Source organism: Desulfosarcina alkanivorans (assembly GCF_009688945.1).
Classification (GTDB): domain Bacteria; phylum Desulfobacterota; class Desulfobacteria; order Desulfobacterales; family Desulfosarcinaceae; genus Desulfosarcina; species Desulfosarcina alkanivorans.
The window spans coordinates 1,312,052-1,332,786 of the sequence record NZ_AP021874.1 but is presented as its reverse complement, the minus strand read 5'-3'; the positions used below and the strand labels follow the sequence as shown (position 1 = coordinate 1,332,786).

The following is a 20,735-nucleotide window of genomic DNA, read 5'->3' as shown; positions in this document are numbered from 1 at the left end:
CCGATCAGAAGCGATCAGCAATCTGTTTCTATATATTGAAATCTACTGCAACCGAAAAAGGCGTTATTCCGCGCTTGATTATACAACGCCGCAAGAATACGAAATTTATCCACTTGCGGCTTACCTTGGTGCCCACTGTTACAGGGGAAATTCACAGGGTGGAAGATTTTTTTGGCTTGAGTTGAGTTATTGGTGCAAGGTATAAGACTGGAGATGTGCAAGATTGTGCAAATTGCTATGGTCGCAGTGTTTAAAAAAGGAAAGTTTTTCTGTTCTAAATTGGGTTGGCGCATATTGATGGTGGAATAGATGAAAAAAAAAGTGGTCGTCATCGGCAGTGGGTTGGCGGGCAGCCTGATCTGCAATGTGCTGTCCGGTTTCTGTGAGGTAACGCTTCTTGAGTTGGGACAGAAAACTGGTATATCCTACCCGGGTGTGGAATATATTGGTAAACAATTCGGGGCGGTGAAGACGTTTTGTCTTGGCCAGGGGGGGACCACCAACCTTTGGGATAACGGGCTTATTCCCATTGACCAGAAGGATGTTCAATCCACTGCCTTCAGGCAAGTTTTGAATGAAACCATGCCTTATTTGGATCGTGCCGCAAATAGACTCTTTTTCCCACGTCAGAGATATTCAACTGTCTACGAATCTTCGCTGGTTGAAATGACCAGGGTCGCAGAAAGCAGTGGAGAATTTTCAGATGGAGTTGACTGTTTGCTGTATCCCAAACAGCATACAGGACTCAGGGTCAATGACCGGGTGAAGGCTTTTTATAACGTTGGTAGTATTGATTTCAATATTGAAAATAGCCATGTAGCAAATATCCGTTTCGAAAATCAGTACGGTGCCCAATCAGTTTCCCCTGATAGAGTGATTATCTGTGCCGGTACCTTGGGCACACCCAGGTTGGTTGCCCAAATCCTTTCAGCCTCAGGGTACTCTTATGACCAATCAGGGATGGGTTTGATAGACCATCCCATGGGATTTGTTGGTAAAGTTAAAGTCAAACCCGAATTCAAGGCGAGCGTTCAGAAACTGGCTTGCTGGAACGAGAGCGATTACCTATGCCGAACGGCGGTACGTTTGAAGAGCAATTGCGGGCGTTATACTGGCTGCGCTTTTTTCAGACCCGCGCTTACCATGCAAAACCGCCTCTCCATTTATAAGTATAAATCATTGCTTGGAGCGAGCAGCGGCACGGAGCGGATACGTGCCGCTTTTTCTCCGAACCTTTTTCACCCTGATATTTTGGCGGAAATTTATTCGCACTTATTGGGAGCCCAGGTTCGTAGCGGAGTTTTTAACCTGCTTTTACTTTTTGAGCAGAAGCGAAGCCTTAACCGCGTTTCCTATGAAGGCAGGACCATCAAGGTCGATTGGGATGTAAGTGAAGAGGAGCTTAACATCTACAATGGCTTAATACATAAATTGAGATCAATGCTCAAGCCTATTGCGGAAGAGATCGTTATTCAAATGCCAATTACAGAAGATTGGCTTTGGTCCGCTGCGCACCACTCAGGGACTATTTCGATGGGAGACCCACCTGAAGGTCTCGTGGATAAAAATCTTAAATTGCACGGGTGTGACAATGTTTCTGTCTGCGACGGATCGGTGATCCAGGAGCACTCCTATGCGAATACCGGCTTGACCATCGGCTCTTTAGCGATGAGGCTAGCGCAGAGAATTGCCTATGAGTGAAGATAATAAATACAAATCAGTTTTGGTCACTGGAAGCACGGGATTTCTTGGATCGAGAGTGGTCGAAAGGTTAATTAATGAACGTTTTAAGGTCCGTGCTTTTGTTCGGCCAACATCCAGAGCAGATAAAATAAAAAAATTGGGGGCAGAACTTTGCGTTGGTGATGTAAAGGATGTTAGCTCTCTAAAAGCTGCTTTTAAGGGTGTCGACTTCGTGGTTCATGCCGCTGCCGACACGGATGGTAGCGTTGATGGTGGCCAACGTATTACCGTACAAGGCACCTTAAGCGTTTTGAAGTTGTGCAAGAAAAACACGATAGAGAAGCTTGTATACATAAGTTCCTGCAATGTCTACGATGTGTTTAATCGAAAAAAGGGTGATGTAATCACCGAAGATTCACCACTTGAAGAGATGCCTTTTGAGCGTGGGGCATATTCGTACGCCAAATTTCAAGCTGAAAAAGCTATTCGGCATGCAATCAAAGAGGACGCCTTCCCGATTGTTTGCCTGCGACCCGGAACAATCTTTGGGCCTGACGGTGAGATATATTCGCCAATGATGGGGTTTTCAGTAGGACGAAAAGTTTTTATTACGATTGGTGATGGGAAATTCGTACTCCCTCTTGTTTATGTCGATAATGTGGCGGATGCGATTTGCGTGGCACTTCAAAAAAAGGAAGCCAACAATCAAATTTATAATTTAATCGACCCACATCGTTTGACTAAAAAAGAATACATTGAAGTACTGTTGGAAAAAATTTATCCGCGAGCCATATTCTTATATTTGCCTTATCCGATCTTATATTTACTTGTTTATCTTCAGGAGATACTTTTTAAAGCTTTTCGAATTAAACCTTTCCTAACCCGGTATCGCCTTGAATCCTCACAAAAAAAAGTTATTTATGACGGCAGAAAGATCAGCAGGGAATTAGAATGGAAATATCCAGTTTCCTTAGATGATGCTTTGCAGAATATCATAAACCACTATAACCATAATTAAAATACTGATGGGAATACACAGGTGATTAGGTATGTGTGGTATTTTTGGAATAGCGAGTCAAGATCGTTATGATTTTGATCTTGAAGGATATACTGATACGATAGCCCATCGGGGACCGGACGAATGCGGCTACTATAAAGACAATCACATCGGAATGGGGCATCGCCGGCTGAGCATCATCGATCTGTCCGGGGGGCAACAGCCCATTTTCAACGAAGATCGATCCCAATGTATTATCTTTAACGGTGAAATATACAACTACAAGGCTATCAAATCAGAACTGCTGCATTACGGCCACCAATTCACAACCAATAGCGATACAGAAACAATCCTGCATGCTTATGAGCAATGGGGTGAAAAGTGTGTTGATCGATTAAGGGGTATGTTTGCCTTTGCCATATGGGATTCGGTAAAAAAGAAACTTTTTCTCGCACGCGATCGCTTAGGAATCAAGCCCCTGTTCTATGCACTGTATAATGGGCGTCTTTATTTCGCTTCCGAGATGAAGGCCATTCTTGCCGATCCATCCATTCCGCGAAAAATTGATGACGAAGCGTTGGTAAGTTACTTCTCGCTATCGTACATCCCCGCTCCGCTCACCATTTTCCAGCATATCCGCAAATTGCCGGCAGGTTATACCTTGTCCTGGCAACAAGGCAAAATACGGTTGAATCAATATTGGGATGTGCAATTCGCACCGGAGTACGGCAAATCCGAATCGTATTTCATCGAAGAATTCATGCACCTGTTCGAAGAGGCGGTTCGTATGCGCTTGATGAGCGAGGTTCCCTTGGGGGCCTTCCTCAGTGGAGGGGTCGATTCAAGCGCGGTGGTTGCCTTGATGAGCAAATCCAGCAGTGAACCGGTAAATACCTTTTGCATCGGTTTTGGTGGCGATGTCGGCGGATACCTGGACGAACGAGGATATGCCCGAAGTGTTGCCGACCGTTATCAGGCCAACCACTCTGAGTTCAACGTGGTACCTGAACCGCAAGGCATTATAGACATCATCGTCCGGGCTTTTGATGAGCCTTTTGCCGATGACTCCGCCATCCCATCCTATTTCGTCTGCAAGATGGCGCGTCAACTGGTGACCGTTGCGTTGTCGGGATTGGGCGGGGATGAAGCCTTTGGAGGCTATGAACGATATCTTGGATTGAAACTGCGCAATACTTACAACCTATTACCTTTGCTGCTACGCCAGCAGTTGCTGCCACTACTGGTAAATATGTTGCCGGAACGAGCCGATGGCCACTATACGATCAACCACTTGAAACGTTTCGTCCGCGCGGGTGCCTTGCCTGAAGATATCGCTTACTATCGTTTTTTGACAATCATTGAAGAGGAAAAGTGTAAGGCACTTTTAAACAATAACGGTCGTATGGCATCAGGTTTTTCGGCCAATCTCGAACGGATGGTGTCCTTATTCAATTCCAAAGAAGCTGGCGGTAATCGTGGGGACTTGCTCAATCGTGCTTTTTACTGCGATTTAAAAACATATCTGCCGGAAGATATTCTGTGTGTAACAGATCGTATGAGCATGCATCATTCCCTTGAAGTTCGCGTACCGTTCATCGATCACAAAATCATTGAACTTTGCGCCAAAATACCCTCCAATTTGAAAATTAAAGCGTCCCAAAAAAAGTACCTTCTCAAAAAGGCTGTTCGTCCACTGTTACCCGATCAAGTCATCGACCATCGCAAACAAGGATTTGTCGGCCCGATGACCCAATGGCTCAAGAAAGACTTGAAAAAATTCACACTCGACATGCTTTCAAAAGAGAACATCGAAACCGTTGGTGTGTTGAACCACGCTGTTGTGCAAGATATCGTCAAGTCTCATTTTGAGGGAAAAGAAATCCATGATACGTTGATATGGGCGATGTTGGTATTCCAGCGTTGGCACCAGATTTACATTCAGAATTAGGAAAAGAGAGGGTGCGTTGATGCAAGTCCTGTTCATCCTTTGTGTGTTCATGTGTGTTTATTCATATGCCATTTATCCACCGATGCTTTGGTGCCTGGCCTTGTTTTTCAAAAAGAGTTGGCAGCGCGGAAACGATTTCCCTCGTGTTTCGATTGTAATCTCCGCATTTAATGAAGCCGCTGTGATTCAGAAAAAAATCCGCAATGCCCTTGCTTTGGAGTATCCTTCGGAGATGCTTGAAATAATAGTCAGTTCTGACGGATCAACGGATGACACCAATACAATTGTACAAGCTTTTGATGACCCGCGGGTTAAATTGATGGCTTTCGAAAGAATCGGAAAAACAGCCTGCCTGAACAAGGTGATACCTCAGGTCAGCGGAGAAATAGTGGTCTTCACCGATGCCAATTCCATGTTTCCAGCAGGCTCTCTTAAAAGGATGGTAAGGCATTTCAAAGATCAATCCATCGGACTCGTTACCGGTGGCACGCTTTATATCGACAGTGAAGGAAATCTGGAACCGACTGGTATATATTCGAAACTGGAGAAATGGACCAAAGTTTATGAAAGCGCCGTCGCTTCGTGTGTAGGGGCCGACGGAGCCATTTTTGCCTTGCGCAAGGAACTCTATCATCCGCTTTCAAATCAGGACATCAACGATTTAGTGATTCCCCTGCAAGTCGTTCGTGGTGGTAAGCGTGTAATTATCGAACCGAATGCTCCTTGCATCGAAGAGGCATCCAGCCAGGGCAAGCAAGCCATGCGCCGGCAGATTCGTATTTCAACTCGTACCATTTGGGCGCTTTACCACAACCGAGATTTGTTAAATATAAAAAAGCATGGATTTTTTGCATACTTTATGTGGTCACACAAGCTCTTGCGATTGACGATGCCTTTTTGGTTTATTGCAGCTTTTGTTCTGAACATGTATCTGATCCGAACTTCAACTATTTATTGGATCCCGATGTTAGGCTTTTTGACCTTCTTGTTCATTGGTATCGGCAGTATGCTTGGAAGCGGAGATGGAAGGATCCCTTCAATATGCAAATTATTTTTAATTACCGGTGTTTCCCAATTTATTGCCTGGATGAGGGTGTGGTCAGGGAAAAAGGATGTACTTTGGACGCCGCAACGCTGATTGCGTGAAACTTGGGATGCCTACCTTACCTGAAAATAGAATAAAGGGACAGGTACTTAATACAATTTGATTGACACCCAATAAAAGAATAAAGGGACAGGTACTTAATACAATTTGATTGACACCCAATAAAAATTGAAATAATTTTGCCGTATGATCTGTTAAGGGTGATTGGCTTACTTTTTATCGGAGGTCGCAAATGCCGGATCGGGCGAGAGACTGGTTCCAGCAAGCCAAAAGGGATTTGGAACAAGCCAAATCTTCAAGGGCTGAGGATCGTCACGAATGGGCCTGTTTCGCAGCCCAACAGGCTGCCGAAAAGGCCGTGAAGGCCATCCATTTGAGCCTTTCACAAGAGGCTTGGGGGCATGTTGTCGCACGTTTGCTTAAAGAGCTGCCCATAGCCGTTCCGCAAGAGCTGATAGACAAAGCAAAAGTGCTCGATGCCTTTTATATTCCGACCAGATATGCCAATGGCCATCCCGAGGGAGCACCATTTGAGCATTATGGATCTTTGCAAAGCGCAGATGGGATTAAATATGCCAGTGAGATCATTGAATTCGCCGGTGCTCAAATGGCCGCGTCGTGACGAGGTAATAAAAGCGCTTCGGCAATGGCTTAAAAAACAGAGGGCAATACATCCAGAAATCATCCAGCTGGGATATTTCGGATCGCTGGCTAAAGGTAATTGGGGCGTCGGAAGCGACCTCGATCTCATCGTTATTATACAAGAGTCTTCAATACCTTTTGAAAAAAGGCCACTTGCGTGGGACTTCGATACGCTGCCGGTACCGACCGATATCCTTATCTATACGACGGAAGAGTGGCAAGATATGCGGAAAAAAGGTGGTCGATTTGTGGATACGATTGAGAAGGAAGCGGTTTGGCTGTATTGGCACAAAAGCTCATAGCTCATAGCTCATAGCTGGTAGCTGGTAGCTCATGGTTGATAGCTGATAGGGCAAAAGAATGCTGGACATCGAATGAATTATGAAAAGGGGAGGGGAGCATGCCGCGTGTATCGCGGATGGTTGTCCATAATCAGACAGCGGTTTACCATGTAATGGATGAATGGATACGTTGGGATTGCCGATCTTACCGCATCTGCGGCCTCAGATATCTTCCCGCATAGCCCACTATAGCGGAAAGACATCTTCCTTGCACCTGCATCAAACTCGACAATCGCTCAACCCCAATGTTGCATAAACAATATGGGAAGAGATAGATAAATAAAAGATATTATAATGAATATAACCAAGCTTCTATCATTTTCTGGATGTCACGAATGGTGAATTCCAAAAACGGTACAGTTTTTCTCATTTTGTTTACCTTTCAGGAAAGCTGGAGGACTTCAGATCCCGTGTTGACAAGGGATCGCGGTAGCCGATTACAACTTCACCCTTGACGCCTCGGCCCTGATGCCCTCTATCTTTTGCAACGTTGGGCTCAACTCAGGTGATTCTAAAACCGGAAAATACATTGAAATGATAAGGGAAAATGGAAAATTACCGGATGATATCCTAATAAGGATTCCCAAACTCGTTGATTCGCTGGCTGGTGACAATGATGTTGTCGCGCTATATTCGTTCGGTAGCTTGGCGAAAAATGCACTCAAACCATTGAGCGATCTTGATTTTGGAATCCTGCTTTCCTATCAGATGAGTAAAAAGGATAGTTTTGACAAGCATTTAAAACTTGTTGGCTTGTTCACAGAATCATTACAAACCGAAGAGATCGACTTGGTATTTATGAACCATGCTCCGTCTAATATAGCATTTCATATCGTTAAAACTGGAAATCTTCTGTTGTGCAATGACAGGGGGGCGCTAATCGATTTTCGCGAACAAGTGGTGATGTCCTATTTGGATTTCAAGTTTGTGAGAGACGCGTTTGATTCAGCATTCCTGAAAGGTGTCGGCTATCATGGATGATCGCATCAAGGACCATTTGAAGCATCTGAATAAATACTATTTGCTCTTATTGGAATCCAGAAAAATACCTTATACCGAGTTTGCCGACAGCCTTCTTTATCAGGGAAGTACCGAGCGATTTCTACAGTTGGCCATAGAAAGCTGTATAAATATTGGTAATCGACTTATTTCCTTGTTTCAATTTATGAAACCGGTCACGACGCCGGAAACATATGCTGATATTTTTAAAGAGCTTGGTCGGTTGGGTGTGGTGGATCATGATTTCAAGCAGCGGTTGATAAAAATGGCAAGATTTCGTAACCGACTGGTTCATCTGTATTGGGATATTGATCAAGAATCCATATATGGATTCCTTCAGGACAACCTCAACGATTTCAAGTTGTTCCAAGAAGCTGTGGTTGAATTTCTGCGTAAAAACAAACTTTCTCCTGAAGATTGATCAAAAAAGCGATAAAAAAGGAAGATAATCATGCCACGCGTATCCCGGATGATTGTTCAAAATCAGACAGCGGTTTATCATGTAATGTCCAGGACAGCGCTGGACGGATTCCCGCTGGAGGCTTTCGAAAAGGATTTTCTGCTTGAATTAATCAAACGGATGTCTGGTTTGTTTTTCACCGAGGTCTATGGGTTTGCTTTGATGGGGAACCACTTTCATCTATTGGTCAAGATGATCCCTGAAGACCGTTTTTCGGACGAGGCGGTGAAACAACGGTTGGTACTTTTTTATGGCGAAAAGAAGGCGCCTGTTGATGATGGCCAGTTGCCGTTTATCCGGCAGAAGCTTGGCAGCCTTTCGGAGTTTATTCGAGAAATCAAGGTCAATTTTACCCGCTTTTATAACAAACGCCATGGACGTCGGGGCTATTTCTGGGGCGACCGGTTCAAGAGCGTGATCGTCGAGGAGGGGGAGACACTGATCAACTGCCTGGCCTACATCGATCTTAATCCGGTGCGGGCCGGCATCGTGGAACGGCCCGAAGATTACCGCTGGAATTCATTGGGGTATCACATTCAGTCGAAGAACAAAGGTGGATTTCTTTCTACTGATTTCGGGTTAAAGGAATTCAACGTCAAGAGCGGGAAAGAGCGGGTTCGGCGGTATCGGGAATATGTATATGAGACGGGGGCAATAAAACCACCGACCAAGCCACATTCCAATTCGCATTCAAGCGCTACCTTTGTTGGCGGCGTCGATGACTCCTCGAAGTACTCTGAATGTACATCTGCGGCCGCATCTCCTGGCCGCCTCGGTATCATCTCGAATGCAAAACGTAATGATAGATCGATTTGTGGAAAAATCGTAACCAAAGAACGGAACAGGAACTTCGAGATCAGTCGTACGGATCGGTTTTTATATCGGACGCGGTATTTTACGGATTCCGGGATTATTGGGTCGCGGGAATTTGTTTCCGGAACTTACCAGCAGTTCAAGCATCTTTTTCAGTGCAGGCATGAGAAGAAGCCGAAGTCGGTGAAGGGGCTGGATGGGTTGTTTTCTTTAAAGAGACTCTCAGAAAATTTCTGAGAGTCGTGGGTTGTTTGTTGTATGTCGTTGGTTGAGTTTTAAAAGCGGAAAATTCATCCAGCCCTAAAAACCTTCTACCTACAGCCTGATACCTGTTTTTTTTCACCGCCCGCTGCGCTCGAGACGAAGAGGACGCAGGGGGAAAGATTTGATTTCTGAGAGGGAAATTAAGCGACAGGAAAAAGGGCTTAGAAAACGACAGGTTCAACCAGACCTCAACAACTTCATCCTTCTGCCTTTTTTTAGCCACAGGCACACAGCTGATAGGAAAAGATAGCATTCATCAAGCCCTAAAAACCTTCTACCTACAGCCTGCTACCTGCTTTTTTTCACCGCCCACTTCGTTCGAGATGCGGAGATCACAGAGGGTGTTGACTTAATTTCTGAGATGGAAATCAAACGACAGGAAAAAGGGCTTGGAAAACGACAGATTCAACCAGGCCTAAACATCTTCAGCCCTCTACCTATTACCTGTTTTCATACACCGACACACACGAACGAACACGGACAGATTAGCTCAAAGCTGTTTGCTGATAGCTGATAGCTGATAGGAAAAGATAGCATTCATCCAGCCCTAAAAACCTTCTACCTACAGCCTGCTACCTGCTTTTTTTCACCGCCTACTTCGTTCGAGATGCGGAGAGAAAGAGAACAGGCGAAAAATACTTTTAATGATAGGCTTGGCTGCGGTGATGGGCTGCAATCATGAAAACAATATACTCCTGTTCGTCAATTTCGTAGAAGAAGCGCCATGATCCGACGCGGTAGCGCCAGGTTGGAGGGGAATAGGTTTTAAGTTTTTTAATATTGGGGCCGTAATTGGGATGCACTTTAAGTTGAGGATAGACATACTCCTTTAATTTTAACAAAATATTTGGAGCGCCCGATTTGGCTATCTGTTTAAGATCTTTCTGAAATCGATCAGTTTCGAAAATGCGATAGCTATTCAACAAAACGGCCTTTCGATTGTTTCGCCTCGATAGAGCCTTCCTTCAAACGCTCAAGCAAGTCTTCATTTGAGAGAATCTCAGCCAATTCAACATCGTCCACAAACTGCCGCTCGCGGATATTTTTTAGTGCGGCCGTCTCGATTAAGTTGGACAAAGAGCGATTTTCAGATTTAGCCATTTGGGAAAAGATTTTGTATACGTCGTCTTTAAGTCGCAACGTCACTGTCTTGTGCATTTCGTTCACCTATCTTCTTTTGTTGTTATTTGTATTCTAATTCGTTCACTTGGCGTTGTCAATCGGCAAATATGAATTAGCCACGGACAAACACAGACGGACACGGACAGGTATTTTCGCAGCCTTCGGCTGAAGAACGTTTAAATTGGACACGGATACGATGGCCATGGATAACGACGATGCGTTGTGCCGCCACGGCGTCAAACCGACCTACAAAAAGAAAAAGGGATTTCAGCCCCTGCAGATGAACTGGGGCGCTTGATTGTCGATGCGGTGTTTCGTGGTGGGGACAAGCATTCCAACCACGGCGATAGCGTGTTGAAAATGATTCGGCATATGGTGATCAAAATCAAAAGGCACTACCGGTGGGATGTGCCGATCATCATCCGCATGGACAGCGGCTTTTTCGACCAAAAGATTTTCAATCTGTGTGAAGCCCTTCACGTCGGTTATGTTTGTGGGGGCAAGCTGTATGCGCTGGTTGGCCATACGAGTATCGTGTTTATACGATACATGTTTTTGTCCTACCACTGTCGACTTTCTATTGACCAACGAAGTTTCGGAGATCTGTTCCATGCATGTTGTGAGGAAATTCAAGATATTTCATTTCTTGAGTCGTTATTGCGGATTCTGGCATTGGCTGCAGATCGAATCAAGTCTATCGGTTCATATTGTCAGCAAACGTTCGATGCCTTTTTCTTTGTAGCTATGGATGTGGCATTGAAGACCTTGGGAATCTCCAAAAACAGATCAATTGGCTTCTCAGTGAATCCCGAAAGTTGAGTCAATAATTAAGAGTTAACAATAAAATTGTTTCTTGGCCATCTCAAACCCTAAATATTTTGATCTAAAAATGGAAAATGCGGTTAAAGAAGGAAAGAAGTTTATCAATCTATTTCTGTTATACTTTTAAGGTCAATGTGGAGTTTCATTCCTAAGCCCAACTTACGATCTACTTAATTTGAACACCTCCGAAAAACGAGTATTTGTCTATTAGTTTTTTTTCTTTTCCGTCCAATGAATAAAGAAATAAACTAGGAATCTCGTTTAGTTTAATAAGATTTCTAAACGTCTGTCTGGTGTATAAAAAAGATTTTCCATCATTGCGCCATACAAAACTTGACCCCATAGAAAATAAATTATTTTTTTTAAGAAGCTTTATATTATTAGTTTTTATTGTATATAAGTATATTTTTTTTTCCGTCCCAACTTCCACATAAGACATGTTTTTCATCGGGAGATAATGCCGACGGAATGACATTGTCGTAACCGATATCCTTCTTTTTTTTTGAAATAACATCAAATTTTGTCAAATGATTATTTTTGTCAGTATATAACAAACTTCGATCAGAGATCCAAACAGCAGGTTGATAATCAGAGAAATCACTAACAATCCTAAATTTTTTCTGTTTATTGATTTCCAATATCCACAGCTCATTGGGGTGGCGATAAAAAGACAGTAAATTCCCATTTGGTGAAATAGATGGCCGCCGTCCCTCAACTATTTGTTTTGGGTTTTTAGCTTTATCATTCAGCTCAATAAAAAAGGTCTGGCGAGATGGACCCCAATTTTTATTCTCAGCTTCGAAATATATCATCTCATTTCCAGGAGATATTACAAGCAGATCAGGTTCCATAATTTCACTTGATAAAACAGGTTGCACAGGCAAAATAAGTAGAATAAGTAATAGCACTTTAAAATTCCATATTAGTAAAAAAATCTTTGTATTAATTGCATGGAGTGTTGTTTTCCATTTCTTTCTTTAACCGATAATATTCCTTAAAAGTCGCGTCAAAATAGGGAGGAAATTATGCGTTACCATCAAAGATTGTGGATGATTCAACCAGATTAAATATGAACTTTTACATTTTAATAAAAAAGAACTGCACGCCTATTTTTGTATAATTTAACTCCATAAAAGTCTTTGAATGAATCAAATTTTTTAATTTGAAAAGCCCTTTAATGGATGACTCCGTTGTCCTTTTTTATACTTAGGTTCGCGCAAAATAACTTAACATTTTTGCATTTCTGCTTCTGCTCATTTTTGGCAGATATTTCATTTGCAAAATCCTCGAAATAGGTCGCTATTCCTGTGGTTTTTCTCTTTTGGATCAAGCAAACTTGAACCAAATCCGAGCGCCAATTCTGCGATGTTATTTTTGTGCGAACCCTTAGTCCATTTTTTTTCGACTTTCCAGCCTGACACTAATTACCTGGTTGTGACATACGCCATATAACAAATGCAATTGGTACCAAAGAAATGATGGAACATAAAATAGGAATCCACCAATGGACTTTCAAACCTTCAATCAGACCTCGTCCAGTAAAAAGCAAGCCTATGCAGCCCAAAGTCCCCCCAAACAAAAATGGTAATATTCCCAATGAAACAGCGTAGCCAAACAATATAGCGATACGGTCAGCTGAATAAACCACATGCAAATATGAAGAAACATAGCTAACTAATACTACAGCGATACAAATAACAGATGTCTTCATCTATAGCGTCCCTTTATGATTGACGCCTTGTCCTAACCAAACAAAAAGTAATTCTTAAAACAGTCGATACCTTTATTAAAGGTGTTGAAGCTCAACAATAAAAGATCGGGACTATTGTATAAAAACAAAACGGAGGTTAAGGAAGAAATCGGTCTTTCCTCAAACGCCGTCAAGCATTAGATGGTCGTCGGGCTTCGTTAATCAGCCCAATCTACGGCCCATTTTTTTCACAGTTTAAGTAATTACTTAAATCTATCAGTCTTTTCTCTGCAACATTGATACTGTCCAATCCGCCTTCACACAGAATAACTTTTTTTTGATAATTAAGTTTGATTTTTTCAATTAAGTTTCTTGCTTTTATCTCGTAAGCACATGAATTTTCAGGAATACCCCTTAAATTATTAGATAGCGCATAACCAATATAAGAGTGTACCAATTCACAATAAAAATTATTACCAGAAATTACGTTAATTGCTTTATTGTAATATTTTTCAGCAGTGTTGGGGTCTTTTTCCTTATCTATATAGGTATAACCCATCATATTGTAGCTTACAGCCAAGGCATATAAATCATTAGACTGCTTTGACCTTTCAATTGCTCTCTTTAATACATTTCTTGCACCTATAACCCTGTTTGCTCGATACATTCTATCATACGCTACCTCAATTAATCGTCGCGGGTCGTCTGTCCCACCTGTGTTTAAAGCACCGTTATCTAAAACCCCAGATTCAAAAGGGCCACAACCCCCTGAAAGAAAAACGAGAAGAATTGTTGCACTAAGAAGAAAAAACAATTTTATTTTCCGCATAAATCATGCCTCATCTCAAAGAGAGGAAAATTTTGGGGTCTCTCATCAATAGGTAGTTCTGACAAATCCTTATAAATTGACCATAAGTAAGCAGGTGGCATTGACGGTATATTCGCAATCACGTCAGGAATACCATGTTCTGTAAGATCTCCAACCCAACCATCATGAGTTTCACCAAACGTATACCCACTTCCCACATTATTCTCAATGAAAGAGCTGATAGTCCCGCCTGGTGGAACGGGTGTCCCCGGCCTACCAACAGTATGTGACCCGTCAGGTGCATGCCATCGTTCTAGCCCCCAAGGATCAATCCAATTCACCGGGTTACTTTGCACATACCCATAAAGATCCGTATCTCCACCGGCAAAACCAATCGGGTCTTTGGCAGTCCAGCGACCTGTATCCGGATCATAATCGCGATAGCCGAATCTTACAAGGCCGGTATCCCTGTCAGCCAATCCACCGGCAAAGCCGAAAGGCACCGTCAGTGCTGCGTTGGTATCGGTGAGGACGTTGCCGAATGAATCGTAATCGATGCGTTTAATCACATTGCCGGACGCATCGGTAACGACCTTGAGCGAACCGACCTGATTGTAGGCCAGATAATAGATGCTTCCTGCCTGGGTCATGGAAACGGGCAACCGGCCATCGGCATATTCGAACTGCTGGACCAGATTGTCAGATCCGTCATAAACTGCCAGCAGTCGTGTCAGCCCCTGCCACAAATACTTCTCCACGATATTACCGTCTATACTTTTGGCAATCCTGCGGCCAAGGGGATCATGGTCGTAGGATACCAACCGTCCATCAGGCAAATCTACATGGAGCAGTTCGCCGCGTAATGAATAGGTATAAGCGGTGATTTCAGTCCCATCGGTCTTGCTGGTCAGGAAACCATCAAGATCATACTCGTAGGTTGTGCCGCCGACGGTAAGCAAATGATCTTCATCGGAGTAATTGAAATTGCGACCGGCGATTCCCCTGAGCGTGTTCATTTCCGAAATACGAGTGCCCTTCAGATCATAGGTGTAGCTCTCCACCAGGCTACCGTCTTTGGTTACGGTTTCCAGGCGGCCCATTGGATCGTAGGCATACCCATAGCTGCTGGTCAGGCCGGCAACCCTTTCGGTTTTGGTGGTGATCCGCCCGGCATTGTCGCGGACCAGGTCCCATTGAAGAACGGTACCCCCGCCCACACTCACGTGCTGGCCGTCCAACTCACCGTAACCGTTGAAGTGGCGGTCAACGGCCAGTGCACCCCCGGTTATTACCTCCGGCATTCCATTGTCAGCATTGCGTATTATTGAAAAGGAACCCGCTCTGGTCAACAGCCCGTCATTGTCATACTCGTATGCGACCGTTTCGCCGGCGTAGGTAAAACCGGTAACATCGAAGTCATTGTCGTAAGTCCAGTTCAACGATTGATTCAGGGTGCCGATGACCGTTTCGGCGGTTACCAGACTGCCGTCATAGCCATAGGTGATAGTCTCCGTTCCCTTCTTTATCGATTCGATCGTGGTGCCGCACAGGTAGGTATAATCGATATCGCCCTGCGGGGTCTGGACCTGTGCCAGCCTGGCGGTATCATAGATGTTGAAGATCTGTTTGCCCGACGGAAAAGCGATTTGTATCAGGCGGCGATCGGCGTCATACTGGTAGCTGTAACTTCCGCTGATGGGGGCCTGGTAGGTTTCCTTCAGGTTCACGCCATTGAACCCGAATTCATGACTGATGGCGGACGGGTTGGTGAGCACCGTCATATTGCCGTTCGCATCATAGGAAAAGGTCAGATCGCCCATGTCCGGACGGGAAACGGCAGTCACCCGCCCAAGCGAATCATGGCCGTATGTGGTCGTCAACCCTTGCGGATCGGTATAGGTTTCCAGATTCCCCGCGCCGTCATAAGTAAAACGAGTTTGGCGGGTATGGGTCATGATCGCGGTCAAGCGTCCTCTGCCATCATAGTCATATTCTGTGTCAAACAAATCCGGGACCCTGACACTTCTGGTTAACAGGTTCCCGGTGTCATAGTTGACCGTAACCGTCCTGCCGGCAGGAGTGGTGACCGTCCTCCGGGATTGGAGAACATCATTTTCAATGCAGACCTGCCTTCCATTGACAGCCACGGTTTCGGTAATCAGGTCCGGGATGCTGTCCTGATCGGTATCCCCATAGGTCCTGCTCCTGAGTGTAACCCGTTCCAACCCGGCGGGCGTGCGATGGGTCATTTTCTTGATAAATTTGTACTTGTATTCGGAATCAAGATCATATTCAAACCCAAGATCCATGCCGCAGGGCAGGGATTTGTTCACGGTCAGCCCGTCGCCACTTCTACTGTAATGTGTCCGGGCACCCGTCGGATCTGTGATAATCGAAGCGTATGCGCCCGTTGATTCGGTACGGTCCGTATAGGTCGTCAGGTTGCCTTCACCGGTGAGCACCTCGGTGATGACGTCACCGCTCGACAGGGCTTCCCTGTTGTAAGTCCAATGGCCATTTTCATCATCGATCGCATCTGTCAATCTCCCGGTTTCATCGAATACATGTTCATACCGGTTTCCGTTCGGTTCGGTTTTGACAGTCAGCAAGCCGTCATATGTGTAATCGAATTCGTAAACGCTTCCATCCGGATAGGTAATGTGGGTCAGATGGTTGTCGGCATCGATCGTAAGCTGGGTCGTTAGACCGTCCGGCGAGGTAATTGATGCTGGTGTACCGTCATAATATCGACTGATTGTTGTCTGGTTTCCGAATTGATCGGTAATGGCAAACAGGTTGTCGCTGCCGTCGTATGCAAAATTGCGCAGCGGCACTCCGGTATCTAAGTCCATTGTGGCTTCGTGCAGCCCCGTACTCGATATTCGAATTTCATTGCCGCCATCTTCAGCAAAGGTAATTTTCCCTTCTGATGCGGGTTTTTTTAAAGACGGCAGTATGCTTATTTTCCGGATGCGATTGCTCTGGGCGCTGCTGATGAGTAATTCGCCTTCATTATTGATTGAAACGCCGGATGGGTAAATGAGCCCTGCAAGCAGCGCGGGACCACCGTCGCCATTGAATAAAGAATCCCCGCTCCCGGCGATTGTTGTGACGATTCCGCTGGTATCCACCATTCGTATTCGGTGGTTGCGGCTATCGGATATATAAAAATTGCCCGCAGGATCTAACGATATGTCAGTTGGATGATCAAATCTTGCTTCTGTTGCCGGGCCACCGTCACCAGAAAATCCAAACCCACTTCCAATAACGGAAGTTATTGTTCCGCTGATATCAACTTTACGAATACATCCTCGCCCCATTTCAATGATGAACAGATTCCCTTCAGAATCAACCTCGATCGTGTAGGGATATGCAATCGATGCTTCTATAGCAGGTCCGTTATCACCCTCACTGTAGCCAATGTTTCCATTTCCCGCCACGGTAGTAATTACCCCGTTTGTGTCCACCTTTCGAATTCGGTGGTTATAAAAGTCAGCGATGTAAAGGTTGCCGGAATTGTCAACAGCTATGTCGTGGGGTACAGAAATCATCGCTTCAGTGGCTATGCCGCCATCGCCACTGAACCCTTCTTGTCCATTACCAGCGACAGTCGTGATCATTCCACTGGTATCAACTTTTCTGATTCGTGGACTGCCCCATTCTGCGATATACAAGTTGCTTTTGCTGTCGACCGCAATCCCAACAGGCGCGTTGAGTCCTGTTTCAGTGGCCTGGCGCCCGTCTCCACTGTTATAAACAGATCCATTTCCGGCAACTGTCGTGATTATTCCGTTTGTATCTATTTTGCGAATTCGATTGTTTTTTGTATCTGCTGCAAATATGTTGCCTGTAGCATCCACAATGAGATCAGAAGGAGAATTTAGACAGGCCTCGGCCGCAATGCCTTCATCGCCACAGAATCCTTCTTGTCCATTGCCAGCGACAGTTTCGATTGTCCGAACCGTATTTCTGGCGATTGAACCATTTCCCTTATGGATTATTGATGGGCCAGAAGAATTAACGTGATGATGAGAAGATAGGGTCCACCCTTCGGCAAGAATTCCTTCTGTTTTTGAAAGAACAATTTGCTCACTATGCCTCCAGGAAACAAGTTCTTGCCTGGCCTTAATGGGCGTCGCATTTTCACCGACGCGTGCAAATGCACGTTGGAATCCGATTGGTTTCCAATACACTGCGTTATACAGAAATCCTACATGGATATGGGCAGTTATTCCTTTAGCCGGCCTGCTCAGATGATCCAGGTGGTTGTATAAAAAACTTACTATCTGATTGGGTAAAGGCGGGAGAATTTTCTTAAACTGGCGTCCGGCAATTTCAACCTTCACGATAATGTTTTTCAGACTGTCAGGAATCGCTTGCCCGCTGGCAGGTACTGATATGATCGTTTTATGTCCTTTAACCCGGTTGCTGGCATAATGCAGCGTCATATCCGTGCCGGGGACAGGAATGTCTTCATGAAAAATTCGGCTTCTTTCCTCGACGAATGAGCAGTTGCTTCCTTTGCAGTCGTCCTCGAGCTGTTGGTCGATATCAGGCTCGCCCTCTGGATTGGGAGGTATGGCGTCTTCCGGCGGTCCATAGGGCCAATTGCAGTCCCAAGGCGTAAAATGGGAAACAGTTACCCGCCAAAATGTAGTCTCAGGCGGATAGGCATCAGAATCACCCAAACCCTTCACTTCGTCGCTGAACGATCCATCTTCATCAAGGTCGTCAGGCAGATCATCGCCATTGGTATCCAACGCATCCACGATGCCGTCGCCATCGGCATCCAATAGCCTGACAACGACACCATTATCTTCAGGCACCCAGACTCCCCGATCCCTGTCGTAGTAACCTACCGGAACGATCTCCCCCACATCGAATCCAAGGAAATTCTCCACCCAAAGCACCACCGGTTTGTCGAAACGAACCCGCTCGGCTTCGTCCACACTCAGTTCGGCGCAATAGGTGTAAGCCGAGTTGGGGGGCAGTTTGGCCGGCATGGATTCGGGTGTTGCGAATTCGGTAGCCCGGGTGGTGATGGTGGACAGTTCCTGCACATCGTTGCCGTTTTCATCCACCCGCCAGGCCCGGTTGTCCCCGGTGAAGACCATGGTGGCGGAGCGCCTTCCGAATTCGTCTTCAACCGGCTTGCTGCGGTGGGTCACCACCGTATCCGGGTTGCCGTCGAAGGCGACCGTCGTAGACGCCGTGTCTTCTGCGATCAGTTGGACGCTATCGGCAATGGCAATGTCGTTCCAGGGAACGTAGACCTGCCTGTGAGAGGTGATCAGTCCAGTTTTTTGATAGACGACCGTCATGGTGGAACCACCCTCTACGGGCAGGGTGAAGCGCCCCTGGTCGTCAGTGGTTGCGGTTCCGTATTCTGCATGATTGTGAATGGTTACGGACACGTCTTCAATGGGTAGGTCCGACGAATCCAGAACCAGACCGGTAATGAGCGAAAAACGATAGGAATCATAGGCCTCGAGGGTTGCATCCGATGGAACCAGGTCTTCGTATTGCCGGCCGAAGGACCCATCCGGCAGGGGGGCCACAACCGATTGCACCATTACCTGGGCCCGGGCACTTGCCGTGCCTCCGGGCCCTGACACCGTAATGGTATAGGTCGTGGCTCCGGTGGGAAAAACCGTGGTTGAACCATTTGGTTCAACTGTTCCCACACCCTGATCGATGGTCGCGGTCTCCGCATTGGCGGAGCGCCACGACAAGGTGGCGGATTCACCGAAAAACAGGATCTGCGGGAATACAGAGACGTTTATCGTCGGCGGCTGGTAAACGGTGACCGTAGCCCCGTCCGTATTCGTCCCCCCGTCACCCGATGCCGTAATGGTATAAGTGGTCGTCTCAGAGGGATTTACATCGATCGAGCCCTGTGTATCCACCCCGCCGATACCCGGCTCGATGGCACAAGAATCGGCATTGGCAGAGCGCCAAACCAATGTCGCCGATTCTCCTTTTAAGATTTCAGCTGGCAGCGCTGACAAGTCGATCGTCGGTGCCGGCGGTTTTACCGTGAGCGTAACCTCGGATGATGCGCTGCCACCCGATCCGTTGGCCGTCAGTGTGTAAGTTGTCGTCGATTCGGGGGACACCGTCAGGGAGCCATTCGCATCAACGACCCCGATGGCCGGTTCGATGATGCAGACATCCGCCATGACGCTGGACCAGGTGAGGGTGCTGGCGGCTCCGGTTGTAATGGTTTCAGGCGTTGCTGAAAAATCCACTATCCCTGGAGGATCGGCCGAATCAGCGTGGATGCCGATGGTGATCGATGCGTCGGGGGAGCCGACCAGAAACACGCGCAAGCGGTTGCGGTGCTGTAATTGGATCTTCTTTTGAAAGTTGACGTCTGTCCCATTGAAAAATCGCTTCAACGGGATCATCCTGCGGTTGAAGATCAGAAATCCGTATCGGATTTCCGAACCGGGTGTGCTCCTTGTGATCTTAACGGTGGCGCTGCTTGGATTGTTCGACCGAAAGGTGTGGCTGGAAAGATGAACATGCCAGGCATTGATGGACAGTTTCCCGGTGTCGTACAGGGTGCTTGCATCAACAGCCGATGGCACGATTAAAAGCAAAGAGACAATCGCCAAAAAAAAGAGAAAGGGTGATTTGTGCATGTCGGCCCCCACCATATTGGATTGATCGATTAATGTGCCTGAAATCAGACACCCACGGCTACGATTGTGCACCGGCGCTATGGAAAAATGTCTGCCGGTTGTGCGTTAACGCGGAGCGGCCATGCTGATTGAAGGTGAGCTGGAACGGGGATATGCAGCGTGGTTCAATTCAGATTCGGAACATTTGAGCTTGGAACGAGTTTGCACGATGTGTTTAGCAAGTCAGATGCCAGTGTTGTATTTACTGACCAAGCCCCGTTGAGAGGCTTTCACGATATGCACGATTTGCTGCTTTGGGCCACCGGTGCCGGCTTTACATGGGCCCTGAAATTTCCATTTGATTCAAAATTCCGTTAAATCCTTGATAGTTTAATGAAAAACCAATATAAAGACGAAG

The 20,735-nt window shown here is 45.9% G+C and carries 15 protein-coding genes and 1 pseudogene; 10 read left to right on the top strand and 6 right to left on the bottom strand.

What is annotated here, in order from left to right; translation table 11 throughout:
* The first annotated feature begins 309 nt into the window (after nucleotides 1-309).
* From DSCA_RS05855 to DSCA_RS05815, 9 genes are all read left to right on the top strand, one after another.
* A complete protein-coding gene (locus tag DSCA_RS05855) occupies nucleotides 310-1,701 on the top strand; it encodes a GMC oxidoreductase (RefSeq protein ID WP_155315538.1) in 1,392 nt (463 codons plus the stop codon).
* A complete protein-coding gene (locus DSCA_RS05850) occupies nucleotides 1,694-2,701 on the top strand; it encodes an NAD-dependent epimerase/dehydratase family protein (protein WP_155315537.1) in 1,008 nt (335 codons plus the stop codon). Before DSCA_RS05855 ends, DSCA_RS05850 begins: the two co-directional genes overlap by 8 nt.
* 31 nt (nucleotides 2,702-2,732) lie before the next feature.
* A complete protein-coding gene (gene asnB / locus DSCA_RS05845) occupies nucleotides 2,733-4,628 on the top strand; it encodes an asparagine synthase (glutamine-hydrolyzing) (protein ID WP_155315536.1) in 1,896 nt (631 codons plus the stop codon).
* Between the two features lie 19 nt (nucleotides 4,629-4,647).
* Nucleotides 4,648-5,766, top strand: a complete 1,119-nt coding sequence (locus DSCA_RS05840; RefSeq protein ID WP_155315535.1) for a glycosyltransferase family 2 protein — start codon at nucleotides 4,648-4,650, stop codon at nucleotides 5,764-5,766.
* A 199-nt stretch (nucleotides 5,767-5,965) separates the two neighbouring features.
* Nucleotides 5,966-6,355, top strand: a complete 390-nt coding sequence (locus DSCA_RS05835; protein WP_155315534.1) for a HEPN domain-containing protein — start codon at nucleotides 5,966-5,968, stop codon at nucleotides 6,353-6,355.
* The gene (locus DSCA_RS05830; RefSeq protein ID WP_231716589.1) at nucleotides 6,273-6,677 is read left to right on the top strand and encodes a nucleotidyltransferase domain-containing protein; all 405 of its coding nucleotides are present in this window, start codon (nucleotides 6,273-6,275) and stop codon (nucleotides 6,675-6,677) included. Before DSCA_RS05835 ends, DSCA_RS05830 begins: the two co-directional genes overlap by 83 nt.
* A 507-nt stretch (nucleotides 6,678-7,184) precedes the next feature.
* Nucleotides 7,185-7,697, top strand: coding sequence for a type VII toxin-antitoxin system MntA family adenylyltransferase antitoxin (gene mntA / locus DSCA_RS05825; RefSeq protein ID WP_155315532.1), 513 nt, complete (start codon nucleotides 7,185-7,187; stop codon nucleotides 7,695-7,697).
* Nucleotides 7,690-8,136 carry a type VII toxin-antitoxin system HepT family RNase toxin gene (gene hepT / locus DSCA_RS05820; protein ID WP_155315531.1) on the top strand — a complete coding sequence of 149 codons (447 nt, stop codon included), beginning with the start codon at nucleotides 7,690-7,692 and terminating at the stop codon, nucleotides 8,134-8,136. Before mntA ends, hepT begins: the two co-directional genes overlap by 8 nt.
* 30 nt (nucleotides 8,137-8,166) lie before the next feature.
* Nucleotides 8,167-9,225 (top strand): transposase, encoded by a 1,059-nt coding sequence (locus DSCA_RS05815; RefSeq protein WP_155315530.1) that lies wholly within the window; start codon nucleotides 8,167-8,169, stop codon nucleotides 9,223-9,225.
* Between the two features lie 668 nt (nucleotides 9,226-9,893).
* Here the strand turns inward: DSCA_RS05815 and DSCA_RS05810 are convergent.
* On the bottom strand, nucleotides 9,894-10,175 hold the full coding sequence (locus tag DSCA_RS05810) for a type II toxin-antitoxin system RelE family toxin (protein WP_155315529.1): 282 nt from the start codon (nucleotides 10,173-10,175) through the stop codon (nucleotides 9,894-9,896).
* A complete protein-coding gene (locus DSCA_RS05805; protein WP_155315528.1) occupies nucleotides 10,168-10,410 on the bottom strand; it encodes a ribbon-helix-helix protein, CopG family in 243 nt (80 codons plus the stop codon). The genes DSCA_RS05810 and DSCA_RS05805 overlap by 8 nt, the downstream gene beginning before the upstream one ends.
* Nucleotides 10,411-10,555: 145 nt before the next feature.
* Between DSCA_RS05805 and DSCA_RS32440 the strand changes: the two are divergent.
* Nucleotides 10,556-10,893, top strand: a pseudogene (locus DSCA_RS32440) (transposase); the annotation flags it as partial.
* Between the two features lie 683 nt (nucleotides 10,894-11,576).
* Here DSCA_RS32440 and DSCA_RS05795 read toward each other — a convergent pair.
* The 4 genes from DSCA_RS05795 to DSCA_RS05780 form a co-directional block, all read right to left on the bottom strand.
* A complete protein-coding gene (locus tag DSCA_RS05795; protein ID WP_155315526.1) occupies nucleotides 11,577-12,104 on the bottom strand; it encodes a hypothetical protein in 528 nt (175 codons plus the stop codon).
* Between the two features lie 512 nt (nucleotides 12,105-12,616).
* Nucleotides 12,617-12,907, bottom strand: a complete 291-nt coding sequence (locus DSCA_RS05790; protein ID WP_155315525.1) for a hypothetical protein — start codon at nucleotides 12,905-12,907, stop codon at nucleotides 12,617-12,619.
* A gap of 211 nt (nucleotides 12,908-13,118) precedes the next feature.
* A complete protein-coding gene (locus DSCA_RS05785) occupies nucleotides 13,119-13,715 on the bottom strand; it encodes a hypothetical protein (protein WP_155315524.1) in 597 nt (198 codons plus the stop codon).
* A complete protein-coding gene (locus DSCA_RS05780) occupies nucleotides 13,703-20,338 on the bottom strand; it encodes an NHL domain-containing protein (RefSeq protein ID WP_167527627.1) in 6,636 nt (2,211 codons plus the stop codon). Before DSCA_RS05780 ends, DSCA_RS05785 begins: the two co-directional genes overlap by 13 nt.
* Nucleotides 20,339-20,735: the final 397 nt, after the last annotated feature.

Bases quoted from the DNA above. Each gene is read 5' to 3' on its own strand.
- DSCA_RS05835 (WP_155315534.1), top strand. From the start codon at position 5,966: ATGCCGGATCGGGCGAGAGACTGGTTCCAGCAAGCCAAAAGGGATTTG.
- DSCA_RS05790 (WP_155315525.1), bottom strand. From the start codon at position 12,907: ATGAAGACATCTGTTATTTGTATCGCTGTAGTATTAGTTAGCTATGTT.
- DSCA_RS05805 (WP_155315528.1), bottom strand. From the start codon at position 10,410: ATGCACAAGACAGTGACGTTGCGACTTAAAGACGACGTATACAAAATC.
- DSCA_RS05840 (WP_155315535.1), top strand. From the start codon at position 4,648: ATGCAAGTCCTGTTCATCCTTTGTGTGTTCATGTGTGTTTATTCATAT.
- DSCA_RS05855 (WP_155315538.1), top strand. From the start codon at position 310: ATGAAAAAAAAAGTGGTCGTCATCGGCAGTGGGTTGGCGGGCAGCCTG.
- asnB (WP_155315536.1), top strand. From the start codon at position 2,733: ATGTGTGGTATTTTTGGAATAGCGAGTCAAGATCGTTATGATTTTGAT.
- DSCA_RS05830 (WP_231716589.1), top strand. From the start codon at position 6,273: ATGGATCTTTGCAAAGCGCAGATGGGATTAAATATGCCAGTGAGATCA.
- hepT (WP_155315531.1), top strand. From the start codon at position 7,690: ATGGATGATCGCATCAAGGACCATTTGAAGCATCTGAATAAATACTAT.
- DSCA_RS05815 (WP_155315530.1), top strand. From the start codon at position 8,167: ATGCCACGCGTATCCCGGATGATTGTTCAAAATCAGACAGCGGTTTAT.
- DSCA_RS05850 (WP_155315537.1), top strand. From the start codon at position 1,694: ATGAGTGAAGATAATAAATACAAATCAGTTTTGGTCACTGGAAGCACG.
- DSCA_RS05785 (WP_155315524.1), bottom strand. From the start codon at position 13,715: ATGCGGAAAATAAAATTGTTTTTTCTTCTTAGTGCAACAATTCTTCTC.
- mntA (WP_155315532.1), top strand. From the start codon at position 7,185: ATGCCCTCTATCTTTTGCAACGTTGGGCTCAACTCAGGTGATTCTAAA.
- DSCA_RS05780 (WP_167527627.1), bottom strand. From the start codon at position 20,338: ATGCACAAATCACCCTTTCTCTTTTTTTTGGCGATTGTCTCTTTGCTT.